The following is a 16,656-nucleotide window of genomic DNA, read 5'->3' as shown; positions in this document are numbered from 1 at the left end:
GACCAAGCCGGGATCCTCTCTCACTTAATGTAGGAAAAGCCGGGAGCCTCTCTCACTTTCCTTAGGAAAGTGAGAGAGGATCCCGGCTTAAGCCACATTAAGTGAGAGAGCGTCGGGGAAAAAGCCACATTAAGTGAGAGAGCGTCAGGCCTGTTCGGAGCCGGGGGGATCCTCGGCGTCGATCTCGTCCGAGTAGGGCGCGCGGGGGCCGTTGTGGTCGGTAAAAAGCTCGTTGGCGGCCATGGCCAGGAGGTCCCGCTGCAGTTGGGGGAGGGACAGGAGTCCCTGCATGTAGGCCTCCACTTCATACTCGCCCACGGCCCCGCCGATGCCGAAGTAGTAGAGCCACAGGTCGCCGGTGCTGACCTGTGCTGCCGTCAGCGCTGCCTGAAGCCGGCGGCGCTGCTCGGGTTCGCTGCTATCGAAGCCCATCACTCGTACCTCTGTGCGGATCAGAGTCCACACCCAGGAGGGCGGCGCTGACTTCACCCAGCGTGGACCGCGAAGCGCGCGCTTCCTGCATCAGCAGTTGAAGGGCGCCCTCTTCCGAGAGGGTGTGGCGCTCCATGAGCACGCCGCACGCCCGGTTGATCACGTCCCTGCTGTACAGCGCTGCCTGGAGGCTCTCACTGATGCGCTCAGGTACCTCGGACGTTTGGATGTGCGAAAGGAGGGTTGCCGCCGGCTCCGCAAACAGCTCCATAAGCGCTGCCGTGGCGTCATCGAAGACGCGCGGCATGGCAGCGTAGATCTTCATGGCGCCAATGGCCTCGCCGTTCGCCATGAGGGGGCTGCTCACCACTGACCGGATTGGCATATCGACGACGGCGGCGCTCCAGTTTGGCCACCGGGTGTCCGCGGCGACGTCGGTGATCACCACGCTTTGCTGGGTTGCCCAGGCAGTGAGGCAGGGACCCTGGACGAGTTGGTACTGAAGCGCGTCGGCACGCTCCACCGTGGCATCAGTGGAACCGGAGCTGAGCGGCCGGGCCTGTGGATCAAGAATTGAGATACCGGCGCCGATGCTGCCGGGGATGGAGTCCCTGACGGCCCGGGAAAGGATTTGGACGGCGTGGTCCACCTTCTCTTCGGTGAGGAGCAGCCCCATGATTCTGCCGACGGCAGTGGAAAGTTCGTCCAAGGGATACTTTTTGATCATAGTTAATGCCTCCGGCCATTCAGCGTGACCGGCCTGCAATGGGCCGGATAACCCTGTCTTTGGGCCGCTCAGCGCTTCAGATAAAGCCTAACGCCTCTGCCGGACTAAGTGCCCCGGGCGGCGCGACTTTCAGGCGGACGCGCTACTCGTCAAATCTTGTGCGAATCTCCTGCTCGCCGGAAACGGACGAAACAATGATGGCTGCTACGTCCCTCAGTTTGAGGTTCCGGTGGCTTGATGCCTTGGCCAATATCTGGAATGCCGCATCGCGGCTGCACCTGTTCTGCGACATGATCACCCCGATTGCTGTGTCTATGACGGTTCGGGATTGCAGCGCGGCGGACAGGTCGTCACGGGCATCGCGCAGGTGGGCAACGCTGAGGGCCAGGTCCAGGGCTTTCGCGGCGGTACCGGTGAGGCTTTGGGCCGTGTCAATGCCGGTCTCCGGGAAGCCATGCGCATAGGCGGCATACAAGTTCACCACAGCCTGCGCGGGCGTTTGGAGCTGCATGGGCACGGCGAGGATGGAACCGATTCCCGCGCCGCGGGCAGCCGTTGTGTACTTTGGCCAGCGAAGATCGGCCGCAAGGTCCGGTACGTAGACCACGGTATTCGTCCGAAGAGCCGTCAGGCACGGTCCGTCGCCGAAGCTGTTCTGCAGTTCGTCCAGGCTCCGGGCCCTGGAATCGCTGGTGGCCACCGTTGAGGGGCGTTTGTGCCGAATCACCGTGATCCCGCAGGAGATGGCATTTCCGCTGTGCGATAGCCGATCGGCAATGATCGCGGCCATATCCGTCATAAACTCGCGGACGTCGGGGCTGTCCAGGACGAGGTCCTGCAGCTGGAGGATAAAGTCCTCCAGGCTCTCCGCACGGTCTCCGCCGTATTGGAATTGCTTCGTATCGATGCCTTCGGACATGGGCACTCCCTTCAGTTTCCTTCCGCCGTGATCTCTTTGAGGGCGGTATGGAGGAGGTCTACCTGCAGGGGAGGCAGTTCCGCCATTTCGTTCAGATAGGCGTCCAGCACCACTTCATCGGCACTGCCGCCGATCCCGTAGTAGTAGGTCCACAGCTCGGGGAGAGTCACGTTTGCGCGCTGAAACTGTGCGGCGGCAATCTGGCGCGGGTCCGGTTCGAAGGCGGGCTCCTGACCGGGCACGCCGTCGTTGATCATGGCTCGCCACGTCCGCTAACAACCGGGATGTCGGAAGCGTTGCGCAGGATGTCCTGCGCGATCTCGTGCATCCGCCGGTTGCTGCTGCGGGAGGCCACCTGCAGGAGTTCGACGGCGGCCTCGCGGCCGCAGCGGTTGTGCACCATGATCAGGGATACGGCCGAGTCCACGATCGCCCGGGAGCGGAGCGCTGACCTGAGGTGTTGAGGGTAGGGCTCCGGAGCATGCACACGCATGGCCAGGCGAAGGATCCTTGAGAGTGATGCGGCGTGCTCCTCCACAGCAGCCACCGTTTCCGGAGCAAAGGCATGGACCTTGGTGGAGTAGCAGTTCAACGCCGAGCGCGAGCCGTTGTCGGTGGGAATGGGAACGGCCAAAATGGTCTGGATTCCCTCGTCGGAGACGGCCTGCGCATACCAGGCCCAGCCGTCGTCAGCCTGAAGGTCAGGGATGTGGACGGTGCGCTGATGCCGCAAGGCTGTCAGGCAGGGGCCGTCGTCGTAAGCGTATTGGCGTTCGTCCAGGCTGCGGGCTTCCGCGGAGCTGCTGGCTACCGTTGCCGGGCCGGTCTCCTGTTCCACCGTAATGGCGCAAAGCATGGGCGCGTCCCCGCCGAGCAAGGATGCGGAAACAGCGGTGAGTTCCAGAAGGAATTCCGTGAAGCCCGGGCTCTCGAGTAGCAGGTCCTGCAGCTGTTCTGCCGTGGGGAGGGCGTCGTTCTCGGCCATGCGGCCTCGATTCCATGGATCGCCGGGGGTCACACGACCCGGCTGACGGCTGTGCGCTCTCTGCGCGCGCGGCCCGGGTAGATAATCCCGGACCTCTGTGCCACCCGAAATCTCCTACTATCGACACTACGCTCTTTGCAGGTCGCCGCGGGCCGGCCGGGGGAAGTATTAGTTGCCGTAGGGCGCAAGCAGCGGACCTGGACGTTGGTAACGCACCCGTCCCGCTGGAGGCCCACAGCGGGACGGGTGCGGAAATCTTCCGGCCCCTTCGCTGTAGGCTCGGCACATGGCTGAGTTCCGGCGTCGCACGTTTGTGGTGCGCGCCCTGGCGGGCGCGGCAGCGGCGGCCGTTGGAAGCCGGGCCGCCGCGTGTTCGCCAGCCGCCGAGGGGGATATGAGCGGCAAGGGGGATGCAGTGAAGCGGCACAAGTACCAGTACGGCGAGGATGCCAGCCAATGGGGTGAACTCTTCCTGCCGGAAGTGCCCGCGGGCGGTGAGCACCGCGGTGTGGTGGTGGTGATCCATGGTGGCTACTGGCGCCCGCAATACGGCGCCGAACTGGGTGAGCCGCTGGCCAAGGACCTTGCTGCCCACGGCATGGCCGCCTGGAACCTCGAATACCGGCGGGCCGGAAATGGCGGGGGCTGGCCGAACACGTTCATCGATGTGCTTGCGGGAATTGACATGTTGCACGATCTCGCCGCCAAACACAGGTTGAATTTGGGCTACGTCGTGGCGCTGGGCCATTCGGCCGGCGGGCATCTCGCGGCCTGGGCCGCCGGGCGCGGCAAGCTTGCCCAGCTGGGCCTGCCGGATGCGGACCGGCAAATACCGCGCCGGCAGGACGCCTCCGCGGTGCACCTCACCGGCGTTGTCAGCCAGTCCGGTGTCCTGAATCTCGCGGAGGCAGAACAGCTCAATCTCAGCAACGGTGCGGTCAGCAACCTCCTGGGCGGATCGTCGTCGAAATATCCGCTCCGCCACAGATACGCGGATCCGATGACCACGCTGCCGCTGGCCGTGCCCCTCATCGCAGTCCATGGAACACACGACGACGACGTTCCGCGGAGCCAGTCGGAGTCCTACGTTAACGCCGGAGCGGCAGCGCACATGGAGACCCGGCTGGTCATGGTCCCGGGCGATCATTACGCAATGATTGACACGAAGACACCCGCCTACCGGACGTGCCGCGAGCTGGTTCGGAGCCTTTTGGGTTAGATTCGGCTCCTGGGGGTACAAACTCCACGAATTAGGTACCTCACCCTAGACATTGGACGTCCCATCTCCTGTACTCTGATACGTAAGAGAAGTCGTCGCCCGTTGGCGCCGCAAGGAGGAGATCACGTGGCCATCGCATCGCAAGAAGTATCGCCCGCCCGCTTCAGCGCGCAGCTCCGTTCGCATGCCCTGCAGACGCGGATTATGGACCTCATCCTTGAGCGCGGGCTGGACGTCGGCGACGCACTGCCCACGGAAAGCGAGCTCTCCGCCGAACTCGGTGTGGGCCGCAATACCGTCCGTGAATCGCTGAAGGTGCTGCAGGCACTTGGCGTCATCGAGATCCGTCACGGGTTTGGCATGTTTGTGGCCCCTAACAACTTCAGCGCCCTGGTGTCCGGCCTGACCTTCCGCGGCCGGCTGTCCCTCCGCCACAAGGGCGAAGAGGCCATGGAACTCATCGACGTGCGGCAGGCCCTCGAATCCGGGCTGATCGGCTCCGCCATCGACCTCCTCACGGACCAGCACCTGGCCGATCTGCGCGTCACCATGGAGGCCATGGAAGCTGCCGCCAAGGCGGGCGAGCACCTGTACGTGCACGACGCCGAGTTCCACCGACGCCTTTACGCCCCGCTTAATAACGAACTGCTGATCAACCTGATGGACGTGTTTTGGCAGGTGTACCGCAAGATCCACCTGGCGCTCGGTACCGGGCCGGTGAACCTCGAGCAGCAGACCAAGGACCACTGGGAAATCTACGAGGCCGTAGCCAACAAGGACAAGGCGCTGGCCTCCGAACGCCTGCAGCGGCACTTTGATGGCATCCGCCAGAAACTGAAGGATGTAGCGGCCAGCTAGCCCGCCCTTCCTTAAGCCCATTCTTTCTTCCGCCGCCCGCCGCCCGGGCGCATGCAGTCCTGCCCGAATTTCGTAGAAAGTGCCTTTGACGTGGAAATTTTTGTTGTGCCTACCGCCTCAGCCACCGGTTCCGTTGCGGCCGGGATCCTTGCCGCCGTCATCCGCAGCAAGCCCGACGCCGTCCTGGGCCTGGCCACAGGCGGCTCGCCGTTGCCCATCTACGCTGCGCTCGCAGGCCACACGGTGGACATGTCCGCAATCCGTGGCTTCGCCCTGGACGAATACGTGGGCCTGCCCGCCGGTCACCCTGAGAGCTACGCCGAAGTCATCCGACGCGAAGTGACTGAACGGCTGCACCTGGACCCGGCCAACGTTGCCGTGCCGGACGGCAGCGCTGCAGACCCGGAGCGTGCTGCCGCTGACTATGACGCGGCCATTGCGGCGGCAGGCGGCATTGACGTGCAGATCCTCGGCATCGGCCACAACGGACACCTGGCCTTCAACGAGCCCGGTTCGGCCCTGGATTCCCGCACCCGTGTTGAGGTCCTCACCGATCGAACCCGCGAGGCCAACGCCCGCTACTTCAGCACCCCGGAACAGGTCCCGCTCCGCTGCATCACGCAGGGCCTGGGCACCATCATGGAAGCCGGACACCTCCTGCTTGTGGTCAACGGCGCGGACAAGGCAGGCATCCTGGCGGACGCCCTGAACGGCCCTGTCACCGCTGATTGCCCGGCGTCCGTCCTGCAGCGGCACCCGCACGTGACCGTGGTGGCCGACGAAGCAGCCGCTTCCCGGTTGACACCGGGAAGCGGCCAGGTTGCGGTCCGCGTGGCGGGCGCAACCGCCGCGGCCTAAGGTCGCGTTCTTACGTCGCGGTCTTACGTCGCGGTCGTACGTCCCGGTCCAAGGTGCCGGGACAGGGAAGGCCCGGCGCACTGGACCGAGGCGGCCTGCCTGGTCTGCTCCTAATCCTTCGCGTAGGGGTCGTTGATGCCGATGTATTGGGTGGTGGTGTATTCGGCGATGCCTTCGGTTCCGCCTTCGCGGCCGAGGCCGGAGTGTTTGACGCCGCCGAAGGGTGCGGCGGCGTTGGAGATGACGCCGGCGTTGAAGCCGACCATGCCGAATTCGATCTGTTCCGCGACGCGGAGGAGTCGGTTGAAGTCGCGGCTGTAGAGGTAGGAGGCGAGGCCGTATTCGCTGGCGTTCGCCAACCGGATCGCGTCGTCCTCCGTGACGAAGGTGGTGATGGGGGCGACGGGGCCGAAAATCTCCTGGCCCAGGATCGCGGCGTCGTTGGGGACGCCGCCGAGGACGGTGGGTGGGTAGAAGTAGCCGGGTCCGTCCGCGGGTGATCCGCCGGTGATGGCGGTGGCTCCGGCGGCGACGGCGGCGGAGACCAGGGCGTGCACGTCATCCCGTGCCCCGGCGTCGATCAGCGGGCCGACCTGGGTGGCGGGGTCGGTGCCGCGGCCGACGGTCAGGGCGCCCATCGCGGCGGCAAACTTCCGGGTGAACTCCTGGGCCACCGATTCGTGAACGAGGAAGCGGTTGGCCGCGGTGCAGGCCTCCCCCATGTTCCGCATCTTCGCCGCCATCGCCCCGTCGACCGCGGCATCGAGGTCGGCGTCCTCGAACACGATGAACGGTGCGTTCCCGCCCAGCTCCATCGAGGTCCGCAGCACGTTGTGCGCCGCGTCGGCCATGAGCCGTTTGCCGACGGGGGTGGAGCCGGTGAAGGAGACCTTCCGCAGCCGGGAATCCTTCAACAGCGGCCCGGAAATCCCGGACGCCGAAGAAGAAGCGACGACGTTCAGGACCCCGGGCGGGAGGCCGGCGTCGAGCATGGTCTGCGCGAAGTACTGGGCCGTGAGCGGGGTGAGCTTGGCGGGTTTGAGGACCATGGTGCAGCCGGCGGCGATGGCGGGGGCGACCTTGCGGGTGGCCATGGCCAGGGGGAAGTTCCATGGGGTGATGAGCAGGCACGGGCCCACGGGTTTGTGCTGGACCAGGATCTTGTTTTTGCCTTCAGGGGTGGTGAGGTAGCGGCCGTAGTCGCGGACGGTTTCTTCGGAGAACCAGCGCAGGAACTCGGCCCCGTAGGTGACTTCGCCGCGGGCCTCGGCCAGGGGTTTGCCCATTTCGAGGGTCATCAGCAGGGCGAAGTCCTCGGCGCGTTCGGTGACCAGGTCAAAGGCCCGGCGTAGGATCTCGGCCCGGGTCCTGGCCGCGGTCCGCGCCCACGAGGCCTGCACCGCGTCGGCTGCGTCCAACGCGGCCAGGGCGTCCGCGCTGGTGGCCGAGGCGAGGGTGGCGAGCACCTCCCCGGTGGCGGGATCATGCACATCGAACGTGCCGCCGTCGGACGCGTCCACCCACTGCCCCCCGATCAGCAAACCGGTCGGAACGGAAGCGAGGAGCGCGGCCTCACGCTCGGGTGAGACGGCTGGCATGACGGCAGGGGGCAGCGCAGAAGTAACTGTCATCGGAAAAGTCCTTAAAGAGTTGTCAGTAGCTGGTTTTGGTGTCCGCGGGCTCGGCTGCCGGGATGAACGCTGCCGCGAGGGCTTCGGAGCCGCGGGCCAGGAGGGCGACGTCGGCGCCCACCAGGATGAAACGGGCGCCGTTGTCCATGTAGTGCCGGGCGGTTTCGGGGTTGAAGGCGTTGACGCCGGCGGGTTTCCCGGCCGCTTTTGCCGCTGCCAGGCAGTGTTCGACGGCGGCGCGCACCTCGGGGTGTTCCTGCTGTCCCAGGACCCCCATCGAAGCGGCGAGGTCTGACGGTCCCAGGAAGATGGCGTCCACGCCATCGACGGCCAGGATCTCCTCCACGGCCTCAACAGCCGCCGTCGATTCGATCTGGACCGTGACGCTGATGGTTTCCCCGGCGCGGGAGAGGTAGTCCGGGACCCGGTTCCAGCGTGCGGCCCGGGCCAGGGCAGAGCCCACGCCGCGGACACCGTGCGGCGGGTACCGGGTGGCCGCCACCGCGGCTTCGGCGTCCGCTGCCGAGTTGACCATGGGGATCAGCAGGTTCTGGACCCCGAGGTCAAGGTACTGCTTGATCACCACGGTGTCGTTGACCGGCGGACGGACCAGGACCTGGACCGGGTAGCCGTTGACGGCCTGGAGCTGGGACAGGATGGATTCGAGGCCGTTGGGGCTGTGCTCGGCGTCGATCAGCAGCCAGTCCAGGCCGGACCCGGCGCAGAGTTCGGCGATCAGCGGGCTGCCGGAACAGACCCACATCCCGGCCAGTGGCCGGTCCGCCTCCCTAAGCGCATCCCGGAAGGTGTCCTCTATTCGAAGCGGCATGTCACAACCCCCAGCGGTCCGTAGTCCGCGTGGACGGTGTCACCCTTGTAGACCCACATCGGCCGGGTGAAAGAGCCGGCGAGGATGATGTCACCGGCCTTCATGCCGTCGCCGTGGGCGGCGATTTTGTTGGCCAGCCAGTGCACGCCGTTGGCCGGGTGGTCCAGGACACCGGCGGCCACGCCGGTTTCCTCGACGGTCTGGTTTTTGTAGAGGATCGCAGAGACCCAGCGGAGGTCCACGGCGTCCGGCTTGACGGGCCGGCCGCCGATCACCATGGCGCCCATGGCGGCGTTGTCCGCGATGGTGTCCACGATGGTCCGGCCCTCCATCTCGATCCTGGAGTCAAGGATTTCGAGGGCCGGAACCACGTAGTCGGTGGCGTTGAGGACATCGAAGATGGTGCAGCCGGGGCCTTTGAGCGCGTCTTTGAGGACGAACGCGAGCTCCACCTCCACCCGGGGGTGGGTGTACTTGTCCCATTCCACCGAGCAGCCGGTCTCCAGCACCATGTCATCGAAGATGGCGCCGTAGTCCGGTTCGGTGATGCCGGTGGCGGCCTGCATCGCCCGGGACGTGAGGCCGATCTTGCGCCCCACCAGCGTCCGCCCGGCTTCCTCGTTGCGGCGCCGCCATAACTGCTGGACGGCGTAGGAGTCCTCCACCGTCATGTCCGTGTAGCGGGACGTGAGCCGGGGGACGGGGGTCCGGGAACGCCCGGCCTCGAGCAGCTCGTCCGCGATGGCCTCGATCGTCTTCGCGTCCAGCATGGCTAAAGTTGCGCCCCGAGCTTGAAGCCCGTCCGGTCCCCTTCAGGGGAGCCGTCCTTACGGGTGTAGGAGAAGCCGTCGGCACCGACTGTGACGGCCATTTCGCTCTTTTCCTCGCGGATGATCACGGGCTGCGGGTTGCCGTCGAGGTCCAGGACCAGGGAGGCCTCGGTGTACCAGGAGGGGACCACGGGGTTGCCCCACCAGTCGCGGCGCTGGTTGTCGTGCACGTCCCAGGTGATGGTGGGGTTGTCCGGGTCGCCGGTGTAGTAGTCCTGGGTGTAGATCTCGATGCGGTGGCCGTCCGGGTCAAGGATGTAGAGGTAGAACGCGTTGGACACCCCGTGCCGGCCGGGGCCGCGTTCGATCCGGTCGCTGATGCGCAGGGCGCCCATCTTGTCGCAGATCTGGATGATGTTGTGCTTCTCGTGCGTGGCGAAGGCCACGTGGTGCATGCGCGGGCCGTTGCCGCCGGTCAGGGCGGTGTCGTGGACGGTTTGCTTGCGGTGCATCCACGCGGCGTAGGTCACGCCGTCGGAATCCTGGATGTCTTCGGAGACCCGGAAGCCGAGGTCTTCGAGGTACTTGCGGCCGCGGGGGACGTCCGGGGTGACCTGGTTGAAGTGGTCCAGGCGGACCAGTTCACCGGCGGAGTAGAGGTCGTAGCGCTGGGTGAGGCGTTCCACGTGCTCCACCTCGTAGAAGAATTCGTAGGGGAAGCCCAGCGGGTCCTCCACGCGGACGGAGTCGCCGATGCCCTTGACGAAGCCGTCCCTGCGGCGTTCAACCCGGCAGCCCAGCTCGCGGTAGTAGGCCTCGGCGGCGTCCACCTCGGCGGGGGACTTCACCCGGTAGGCGAACGCGGCGACGGCGGCGATGGGCCCCTTGCGGAGCACCAGGTTGTGGTGGATGAACTCCTCCAGGGACCGCAGGTAGATCGCGTTTTCGTCTTCCTCGGTCACGTGCAGGCCGAGGAGGTCCACGTAGAACTCACGCGATTTGGCGAGGTCGGTGACCACGATTTCCATGTAGGCGCAACGAACGATGTCCGGTGCCGGGACAGAAGGGGTGGGGACGAAGTTTGTCATGGGATTCTCTCTTCTTTGAAAGGGTTGCGGGGACCCAACTAGGTAGCAGTAGATGTCGTTTTGGGGGCTCATAACGACATTTGCTGCTACCCAGTTGGGCTGCAAGCGGTGGTTAGGCGCCGAACTTGGGGGTGTGGACGGTGCCGAGGGTGATGTGGACGGCCTGCTGGTCGGTGTAGAAGTCGATGGAGCGGTAGCCGCCTTCGTGGCCCAGGCCGGAGGCTTTGACGCCGCCGAACGGGGTGCGCAGGTCGCGGACGTTGTGGCTGTTGAGCCACACCATGCCGGCCTCCACATTCTGGGAGAAATTGTGCGCCCGGGTCAGGTTCTGGGTCCAGATGTAGGCCGCCAGGCCGTATTTGGTGTTGTTCGCCAAAGCGAGGGCTTCGTCGTCGGTGTCGAACGGGGTGATGGCGACGACGGGGCCGAAGATTTCCTCCTGGAAGATGCGGGCGTCGGGGGCGACGTCGGCAAACACCGTAGGTGCGATGTAGTTGCCTTCGGGGAGGTGTTCGGGGCGGCCGCCGCCGGCCAGGAGCCGGCCTTCGGACTTGCCGATCTCCACGTACGAGGCGACCTTTTCGTAGTGCTCGGGGTGGACCAGCGCACCCACCTGGGTCTTGGGGTCGTGGGGGTCGCCCACCACGATGTTTTTGGCCCGGGCGGCGTACTTGTCGCAGAACTCGTCGTAGATGGCGCGTTCCACCAGGATGCGGGAGCCGGCGGTGCAGCGCTCGCCGTTGAGGGAGAAGACTCCGAACAGGGCTGAATCGATCGCGGCGTCCAGATCGGCGTCGGCGAACACGACGCAGGGGGACTTGCCGCCGAGCTCCATGGAGAGGCCCTTGAGGTTGGCGGCCGCATTGCGGAAGATCGTCTGGCCCGTGGTGGTCTCGCCGGTGAAGGAGATCAGCGGGACGTCGGGGTGCTTGACCAGGGCGTCGCCGGCTTCCTCGCCGAGGCCGTTGACCAGGTTGAACACACCGTCCGGCAGCCCGGCATCCTTGAAGATGGTCGCCCACAGTGAGGCGGAGAGCGGGGTGAATTCGGCGGGCTTGAGGACCACGGTGTTGCCGGTGGCCAGGGCCGGGGCCAGCTTCCAGGACTCGAGCATAAACGGGGTGTTCCACGGCGTGATGAGCCCGGCGACGCCGATCGGCTTGCGGTTCACATAGTTGATCTGGGAACCGGGGACCTTCATGGCGTCGTCGAACTGGGCCACGATCAGGTCCGCGAAGAACCGGAAGTTCTCGGCAGCGCGGAGGGCCTGGCCCTTGGCCTGCGTGATGGGCAGGCCGGTGTCGAAGGTTTCCAGTTCGGCGAGCCGGGCTTCCTGGGCCTCGACGGCATCGGCGATCTTATTCAACACGCGGGCGCGTTCGCGGGGCTTCATCCTCGGCCACGGACCGTTCGTGAAGGCTTCGCGGGCCGCGGCGACGGCGAGGTCGATGTCCTCTTTCTGGCCGGCGGCGGCGGTGGCGTAGTTGGTGTTGGATACCGGGTCCAGGACGTCGAAGGTCGCACCGCCCACGGAGTCAACGAACTGTCCGTTGATGTAGTGCTGGATGTGGGTGGGCAGGTCCTGCGGCACGTAATGGGTGCTGGTTTCTGAGGCAGCGAACGTCATTGTTGTTTCCTTACTGCTGTGGGATTGCTTAGATGCTTTTGGCTTGGGAGAGGTAGGCGTCAAGGGTGGCGCTGCGGTGGAGTCGTGCTGCTTTCTCTATGGTCTCGGCGGCGGCCCCGGATTCGATGAGCCGGAGGATCTGCTCGTGCTCGTCCACGGAATCGTGGGCCCGGCCGGGCACAAAGCGGAAGGTGGAGGACCGCAGTGAGGCGAGCCGGTTCCAGCCCCGGTGGACAAGGTCCAGGATGTGGGGGTTGGGGCAGTGTTCAAAGAGGACGCTGTGGAAGTCCTGGTTGAGCTGCGTGAAGCGGACGGGATCGAAGTGTTCCAGGCACGCGCGCATTTCCTCGTTCACTGCGCGGGCCCGGACCAGATCCGCCTCGCCGATGAGCGGGGCGGACAACGCGGTGGCGGCGCCTTCGACGATGCTCAGGGTCTGCATCGTATAGAGGTATTCGGTGGGGTCGATCCCGGCGACGGTGGCGCCGACGTTCCGCTCGAACTTCACCAGGCCCTCGGCCTCGAGCCGGCGGATGGCTTCCCGGACCGGCACCACACTGAAGCCCAGGTCTTTGGCGATGCTGCCAAGGACCAGCCGGTAACCGGGAGTGTAGGCGCCTCCCACTATCCGGGTCTTGACTGCTTCGTAGGCCTGTTGGGACTTGCTGCCGGTGGCCGCTGTCGTTTCTGTCACTGCAGTCTCAGTCATTGGCTTTGCCTGCTTCCCATTCGTTCCCACTCTGCGTACCTGTTCTGCCACTCGGCGTTCATGGGATACAGGCCGTCAACGCTGTTGCCTTCCTGGACCATCTGGAAGATGAAGGCTTCTTCCTTTTCCTGCTGGATGCAGTCCTCCACCAGTTCCTCGGCGATGGCCGGCGGGATCACCAGGATGCCGTCGGAGTCGGCCACGATGATGTCCCCCGGCTGGACCGTGGCACCGCCGCAGGCGATGGTGATGTCCGTGTCCCACGGGATGTGGCGGCGGCCCAGCACGGCAGGATGCGGGTTGGCAAAGTAGGTAGGCATCTCCAGGCCGGCCACGGCGGAGTAGTCGCGGACGCCGCCGTCGGTGATGATGGCAGCGGCGCCGCGGACCTGGGCGCGGAGGGCCAGGATGTCGCCGACCGTCCCCGTGCCCTTCTCGCCGCGGGCCTCCATGACCAGGATTTCGCCTTCGTTGACGGAGTCGATGGCGCGCTTCTGGGCGTTGAAGCCGCCGCCGTGGGTCGTGAAGAGGTCCTCGCGGTTAGGAACATAGCGGAGGGTGCGGGCCAGTCCCACCACGCGCCGGTCGGGGCGGGTTGCCTGCAGGCCGTCGATGCTGACGTTGTTCAGGCCGCGTTTGCGCATCTGGGAGGACAGGGTGGCGGTGGCGACGCTCTCCAGCTTCGCCTTCAGTTCGGGGGAGAGGGAGGGCCCGACGGCGGCCGCTTCCGCGGGTGCCAGACCCGCCGCTTCACGAGAACCGTAGGCCTCCTCCCGCTGCAGATCATCAATCTTGGGTGCGGCACCAAACTCGGCGAACGCCGTCGTGCCTTCCTCCACGGAGGTGACCAGCCGCCCGGTGGTGAGGTGGCCGTCAGCAGTGCTGACCTCGACTTCGAGCACGTCGCCTGGTTTGGCAACGGAGGCGCCGGCCGGAGTGCCCGTCAGGATAATGTCCCCTTCTTCGAGGGTGAGCAGCTGGGACAGGTCCGCCACCAGCCGGGCGAACGGGAAGAGCAGGTCCTTGGTGGTGTCGTCCTGGACGATTCCGCCGTTGTGCCAGGTACGGATGCGCAGACCGGCGGGGTCCACGGCGTCGGCCGGAATCAGTGCCGGGCCGATCGGGGTGAAGCCGTCGCCGCCCTTGGACCGGAGGTTCGAGCCCTTGTCGGCGTAGCGCAGGTCATAGACGCCCAGGTCGTTGCTGGCGGTCACCGCGGCTACGTGGCTCCAGGCGTCCGCGAGTCCTACCCTGCGGGCGGGCTTGCCGATGATCAGGGCGATCTCGCCCTCGTAGCCGAGAAGCTCGCAGCCCGCCGGGCGTTCCACGGCGCTGCCGCTGAGGGAGAGCGAGGACGACGGCTTGAGGAAGTAGGACGGCTGCTCCGGCGTGCGTCCGCGCTGCGCTGCCCGGCTGGGGTAGTTGATGTGAACCGCGATCACCTTGCGTGCCGCTTCGAGGATGTCCCCGTTGACCTGCTCCAAAACCGTCTCCTCATCAAGTACGAAATCGTATACGATGACTATTGCGCACCACTCGGGGGCTGTCAACCCCTAACTTGAATTCAGTTGAGGGGCGTCAGTTCAGGTCCAAACCGGCTGGAACGTTGCCTGGTTTCTAGGTCCGGAGTTCCACTGCCTCCGCGATTCGCCGCGCTGCCGTGACCACCAGGTTCCCGTGGTCCGTGCCGGGCGATTCAGATACCCGGGCAAGGGGCATCGCCAGGCAGACTGCGGCGATAATTCCTTCCCCGGTGCGCACGGGAGCACTGACGGAGCCGAGCCCGGGCGTGCGGGAACCCACCGATTCAATCCACCCGGTGCGGTCCAGCTCGGACAGGGCGTCTTCCTCTGCCGCGAGGAGGCGGCCGCTCGAGCCTTGGGGCAGGAGCAGCCTGGAGCCCGGCGGAAGGGTGGCGCGGAGTTCGTGCCGGCTGTCGGCGCTAAGGAGGCAAACGCGTTCGTCACCCCGGCGTACCCACAGCTGGGCGGTCTCGCCGGTCTGGTCCCTGAGGTCATTGAGGACCGGTATGCCCGCGTTCTCCAAGGCTGACCGGACGAACCGGTCACCGATCCGGAAGGCGCCGCTGTCCGTACGGCGCAGGAAGTCGTAGTCCGCCAGCTGCAGCGCAAGCCGGTGCGCCGTCGACAGCGACAGGCCGGTCCGCCGGGACAGCTCACTGGCTGACACGGCGGACCGGCCCACGGCGTCGAGGATGGCGGCGGCGCGTTCGAGCGTGCGGTTGCTTCCGTTGGTCTCAGAGGAGGGCATACGGCCAGCTTATGGCGTCCGCTCAGCCCTTGGCGGCCACGGACTCCGCCATGAACTCCGCCACCACTTTTTGGGAGATCGCAACGTCCAGGACATAGACGCCGTCCTCATGGGTGGCCAGCCACTCCTGCAACCGGCCCAGATCAGCCAGCGTGTGGGCCTTGGAGCCTTCCGCCCCCAAGGCGCGGCCGACGGCGGCAAAGTCCACCTCGTCAATCAGCATGGCCTCGCTGTGGAGTCCCTTGGCGGCATACTGGTGAAGTTCGGCCCCGTAGGCGGAGTCGTTGAGCACCACCACCACACCTTTTCGGGTGGCCCGGAGGAAAGTCTCGAAATCGGCCAGGCCCATCAGTCCGCCGCCGTCGCCGCTGACCAGGACGGTGGTGCGTTCCGGGCGGGCCACCGAGACGCCCGCGGCGGAGCCGAAACCCAGGCCGATCGATTGGAAGGCGGTGCCCACCAGGACCATGGCATGCGGGTCCGGAACCGAAAGGTACATCGGGGCCCAGCCGATGAAGTGTCCGCCGTCCATGACCACTGACCGTTCTGCCGGGAGGATGCGGTCCAGCGCGGCGACGACGGCACGCGGGTTCAGCCGTCCATCAGCACCGTACTCGCCCGGGTCTTCGGTCGGCACGGAGGACCGGAACTTGGCCTCGGACGCCTCCGGGACCTGATCGCGCCAGGTTGGGGCGGCCGCGGGGACCCGCTCCAGCAGGCCCTCAATGAACGGGAGGATGTCCGCGCGGATGTACTCAGCGTCCGGGTGTCCCGGGTCCGGCTCGTTGTCCACCCGGACAATTTTGGTGCCGTCCGCGAACAGGGTTCCGTACCGGGTCTGGAAGGTGTTCAGGCTGGCGCCCACCACGAGGACAACATCGGCCTGGCGGGCAACGTCGAGGCGGTGGCTGCGGGTGAAGCCGCCTGCGATGCCCAGGTCCCACGGGCTGTTGAAGGCATTGGCGGCCATGACCGATGTCATGAACAGCGCGCCGAGCCGGTCCCCCACGCCGCGAAGTCCCTCCGCAGCCTGCGCCAGCAGGACGCCGCGCCCCGCCAGGATCAGCGGCCGTTCCGCCGCGGCGAGCAGGCTGGAGACGCGGTCCAGGTCTCCCGGTTCTGCGGGCCACGAGGGCTTGGCCGGCAGGGGTTCGAGCGGTTCGGGGTCAGAGGGCGGGGCGGTGGCGAGGTCGTAGGGAATGGCCACGATCACGGGCTGGACGGTCTGCAGCGCGAGGTCGAACGCGCGGTGGGTGATGGCGGCGGCGTTGTCCGGGCCGGCTACCAGGGTCACCACGCCGGCGGCCTCGGCTGCCTTGACCTGGTAGATGTCGAACGGCCGCAGGCCGGTGGATGGGGCGTCTCCCACCACGAGGACCAGCGGAATGCGGGCCATCCGGGCTTCGGTCAGCGTGGTGTACGCGTTGGTGAAGCCGGCGCCGTAGGTGGTGGTGGCCGCGACGATGTCTCCGGTGGCCCGGTAGTAGGCATCGGCCATGGCCACCGTTGAGGCCTCGTGCCGGGCCGACGTGAACGGGAAACCCCGGCGGGTGAGCCGGCTGATGAGGTGGGCGTTGCCGTTGCCCATCAGGCCGAACAGGTGGCTGGCCCGTTCGGCCACCACGTCGGCGACCATCGCTGAGACGTGACCCTCGTCGGGGAGGGCGGGCATGTCGACTGCAAGGTCAGTGCTGGTGCTGGTCATGGCTTCTTTCATGGTCCTGGGTCCGGGC

General features: G+C 66.2%; 17 protein-coding genes. 3 read left to right on the top strand and 14 right to left on the bottom strand.

The window, feature by feature from the left end; genetic code table 11:
• Nucleotides 1-144 precede the first annotated feature (144 nt).
• The 5 genes from GUV69_RS13685 to GUV69_RS13665 form a co-directional block, all read right to left on the bottom strand.
• Nucleotides 145-432, bottom strand: coding sequence for a hypothetical protein (locus GUV69_RS13685; protein WP_164203226.1), 288 nt, complete (start codon nucleotides 430-432; stop codon nucleotides 145-147).
• Nucleotides 419-1,159 (bottom strand): GAF and ANTAR domain-containing protein, encoded by a 741-nt coding sequence (locus GUV69_RS13680; RefSeq protein WP_164203224.1) that lies wholly within the window; start codon nucleotides 1,157-1,159, stop codon nucleotides 419-421. Before GUV69_RS13680 ends, GUV69_RS13685 begins: the two co-directional genes overlap by 14 nt.
• Nucleotides 1,160-1,301: 142 nt before the next feature.
• The gene (locus GUV69_RS13675) at nucleotides 1,302-2,078 is read right to left on the bottom strand and encodes a GAF and ANTAR domain-containing protein (RefSeq protein WP_164203221.1); all 777 of its coding nucleotides are present in this window, start codon (nucleotides 2,076-2,078) and stop codon (nucleotides 1,302-1,304) included.
• Nucleotides 2,079-2,089: 11 nt separating this feature from the next.
• Nucleotides 2,090-2,335 carry a hypothetical protein gene (locus GUV69_RS13670; protein WP_164203219.1) on the bottom strand — a complete coding sequence of 82 codons (246 nt, stop codon included), beginning with the start codon at nucleotides 2,333-2,335 and terminating at the stop codon, nucleotides 2,090-2,092.
• Nucleotides 2,332-3,063: a GAF and ANTAR domain-containing protein gene (locus GUV69_RS13665; protein WP_164203216.1), complete on the bottom strand. Its 732-nt coding sequence runs from the start codon at nucleotides 3,061-3,063 to the stop codon at nucleotides 2,332-2,334. The genes GUV69_RS13670 and GUV69_RS13665 overlap by 4 nt, the downstream gene beginning before the upstream one ends.
• Before the next feature lie 415 nt (nucleotides 3,064-3,478).
• Here GUV69_RS13665 and GUV69_RS13660 point away from each other — a divergent pair, with 415 nt between their 5' ends.
• The 3 genes from GUV69_RS13660 to GUV69_RS13650 all read left to right on the top strand — a co-directional run bounded on the left by GUV69_RS13660 (nucleotide 3,479) and on the right by GUV69_RS13650 (nucleotide 5,998).
• Nucleotides 3,479-4,282 (top strand): alpha/beta hydrolase, encoded by an 804-nt coding sequence (locus GUV69_RS13660; protein ID WP_164206544.1) that lies wholly within the window; start codon nucleotides 3,479-3,481, stop codon nucleotides 4,280-4,282.
• Nucleotides 4,283-4,414: 132 nt separating this feature from the next.
• On the top strand, nucleotides 4,415-5,140 hold the full coding sequence (locus tag GUV69_RS13655) for a FadR/GntR family transcriptional regulator (RefSeq protein ID WP_373458682.1): 726 nt from the start codon (nucleotides 4,415-4,417) through the stop codon (nucleotides 5,138-5,140).
• A 90-nt stretch (nucleotides 5,141-5,230) separates the two neighbouring features.
• The gene (locus GUV69_RS13650; protein WP_208786643.1) at nucleotides 5,231-5,998 is read left to right on the top strand and encodes a glucosamine-6-phosphate deaminase; all 768 of its coding nucleotides are present in this window, start codon (nucleotides 5,231-5,233) and stop codon (nucleotides 5,996-5,998) included.
• A 110-nt stretch (nucleotides 5,999-6,108) separates the two neighbouring features.
• Here GUV69_RS13650 and GUV69_RS13645 read toward each other — a convergent pair whose 3' ends face one another.
• The 9 genes from GUV69_RS13645 to GUV69_RS13605 form a co-directional block, all read right to left on the bottom strand.
• Complete coding sequence (locus GUV69_RS13645; RefSeq protein ID WP_164203211.1) at nucleotides 6,109-7,629, bottom strand: NAD-dependent succinate-semialdehyde dehydrogenase; 1,521 nt, start codon at nucleotides 7,627-7,629, stop codon at nucleotides 6,109-6,111.
• Nucleotides 7,630-7,651: 22 nt separating this feature from the next.
• On the bottom strand, nucleotides 7,652-8,458 hold the full coding sequence (locus tag GUV69_RS13640; RefSeq protein ID WP_167525094.1) for an HpcH/HpaI aldolase family protein: 807 nt from the start codon (nucleotides 8,456-8,458) through the stop codon (nucleotides 7,652-7,654).
• Nucleotides 8,443-9,228: a 2-oxo-hept-4-ene-1,7-dioate hydratase gene (gene hpaH, locus GUV69_RS13635; protein WP_164203208.1), complete on the bottom strand. Its 786-nt coding sequence runs from the start codon at nucleotides 9,226-9,228 to the stop codon at nucleotides 8,443-8,445. Before hpaH ends, GUV69_RS13640 begins: the two co-directional genes overlap by 16 nt.
• Before the next feature lie 2 nt (nucleotides 9,229-9,230).
• Nucleotides 9,231-10,316, bottom strand: a complete 1,086-nt coding sequence (gene hpaD / locus GUV69_RS13630) for a 3,4-dihydroxyphenylacetate 2,3-dioxygenase (protein ID WP_164203205.1) — start codon at nucleotides 10,314-10,316, stop codon at nucleotides 9,231-9,233.
• 112 nt (nucleotides 10,317-10,428) lie between these two features.
• Nucleotides 10,429-11,943: a 5-carboxymethyl-2-hydroxymuconate semialdehyde dehydrogenase gene (gene hpaE / locus GUV69_RS13625; RefSeq protein WP_164203198.1), complete on the bottom strand. Its 1,515-nt coding sequence runs from the start codon at nucleotides 11,941-11,943 to the stop codon at nucleotides 10,429-10,431.
• Between the two features lie 28 nt (nucleotides 11,944-11,971).
• Entirely contained in the window at nucleotides 11,972-12,652 is a 681-nt protein-coding gene (locus GUV69_RS13620; RefSeq protein ID WP_164203196.1) for a GntR family transcriptional regulator, read from the bottom strand.
• The gene (locus GUV69_RS13615; RefSeq protein ID WP_164203193.1) at nucleotides 12,649-14,136 is read right to left on the bottom strand and encodes a fumarylacetoacetate hydrolase family protein; all 1,488 of its coding nucleotides are present in this window, start codon (nucleotides 14,134-14,136) and stop codon (nucleotides 12,649-12,651) included. Before GUV69_RS13615 ends, GUV69_RS13620 begins: the two co-directional genes overlap by 4 nt.
• Before the next feature lie 133 nt (nucleotides 14,137-14,269).
• Nucleotides 14,270-14,923 carry an IclR family transcriptional regulator gene (locus GUV69_RS13610; RefSeq protein ID WP_164203191.1) on the bottom strand — a complete coding sequence of 218 codons (654 nt, stop codon included), beginning with the start codon at nucleotides 14,921-14,923 and terminating at the stop codon, nucleotides 14,270-14,272.
• A gap of 22 nt (nucleotides 14,924-14,945) precedes the next feature.
• On the bottom strand, nucleotides 14,946-16,628 hold the full coding sequence (locus GUV69_RS13605) for a thiamine pyrophosphate-binding protein (protein WP_244292721.1): 1,683 nt from the start codon (nucleotides 16,626-16,628) through the stop codon (nucleotides 14,946-14,948).
• Nucleotides 16,629-16,656: the final 28 nt, after the last annotated feature.

It is taken from the genome of [Micrococcus luteus] ATCC 49442, assembly GCF_010367585.1.
In the GTDB taxonomy this organism is placed as follows: Bacteria; Actinomycetota; Actinomycetes; order Actinomycetales; family Micrococcaceae; genus Arthrobacter; species Arthrobacter luteus_A.
This window is presented reverse-complemented; position numbering and strand designations above follow the sequence as displayed.

Bases quoted from the DNA above. Each gene is read 5' to 3' on its own strand.
- GUV69_RS13670 (WP_164203219.1), bottom strand. From the start codon at position 2,335: ATGATCAACGACGGCGTGCCCGGTCAGGAGCCCGCCTTCGAACCGGAC.
- GUV69_RS13610 (WP_164203191.1), bottom strand. From the start codon at position 14,923: ATGCCCTCCTCTGAGACCAACGGAAGCAACCGCACGCTCGAACGCGCC.
- hpaH (WP_164203208.1), bottom strand. From the start codon at position 9,228: ATGCTGGACGCGAAGACGATCGAGGCCATCGCGGACGAGCTGCTCGAG.
- GUV69_RS13665 (WP_164203216.1), bottom strand. From the start codon at position 3,063: ATGGCCGAGAACGACGCCCTCCCCACGGCAGAACAGCTGCAGGACCTG.
- hpaD (WP_164203205.1), bottom strand. From the start codon at position 10,316: ATGACAAACTTCGTCCCCACCCCTTCTGTCCCGGCACCGGACATCGTT.
- GUV69_RS13645 (WP_164203211.1), bottom strand. From the start codon at position 7,629: ATGACAGTTACTTCTGCGCTGCCCCCTGCCGTCATGCCAGCCGTCTCA.
- GUV69_RS13685 (WP_164203226.1), bottom strand. From the start codon at position 432: ATGGGCTTCGATAGCAGCGAACCCGAGCAGCGCCGCCGGCTTCAGGCA.
- GUV69_RS13680 (WP_164203224.1), bottom strand. From the start codon at position 1,159: ATGATCAAAAAGTATCCCTTGGACGAACTTTCCACTGCCGTCGGCAGA.
- GUV69_RS13620 (WP_164203196.1), bottom strand. From the start codon at position 12,652: ATGACTGAGACTGCAGTGACAGAAACGACAGCGGCCACCGGCAGCAAG.
- GUV69_RS13605 (WP_244292721.1), bottom strand. From the start codon at position 16,628: ATGACCAGCACCAGCACTGACCTTGCAGTCGACATGCCCGCCCTCCCC.
- GUV69_RS13675 (WP_164203221.1), bottom strand. From the start codon at position 2,078: ATGTCCGAAGGCATCGATACGAAGCAATTCCAATACGGCGGAGACCGT.
- GUV69_RS13640 (WP_167525094.1), bottom strand. From the start codon at position 8,458: ATGCCGCTTCGAATAGAGGACACCTTCCGGGATGCGCTTAGGGAGGCG.
- hpaE (WP_164203198.1), bottom strand. From the start codon at position 11,943: ATGACGTTCGCTGCCTCAGAAACCAGCACCCATTACGTGCCGCAGGAC.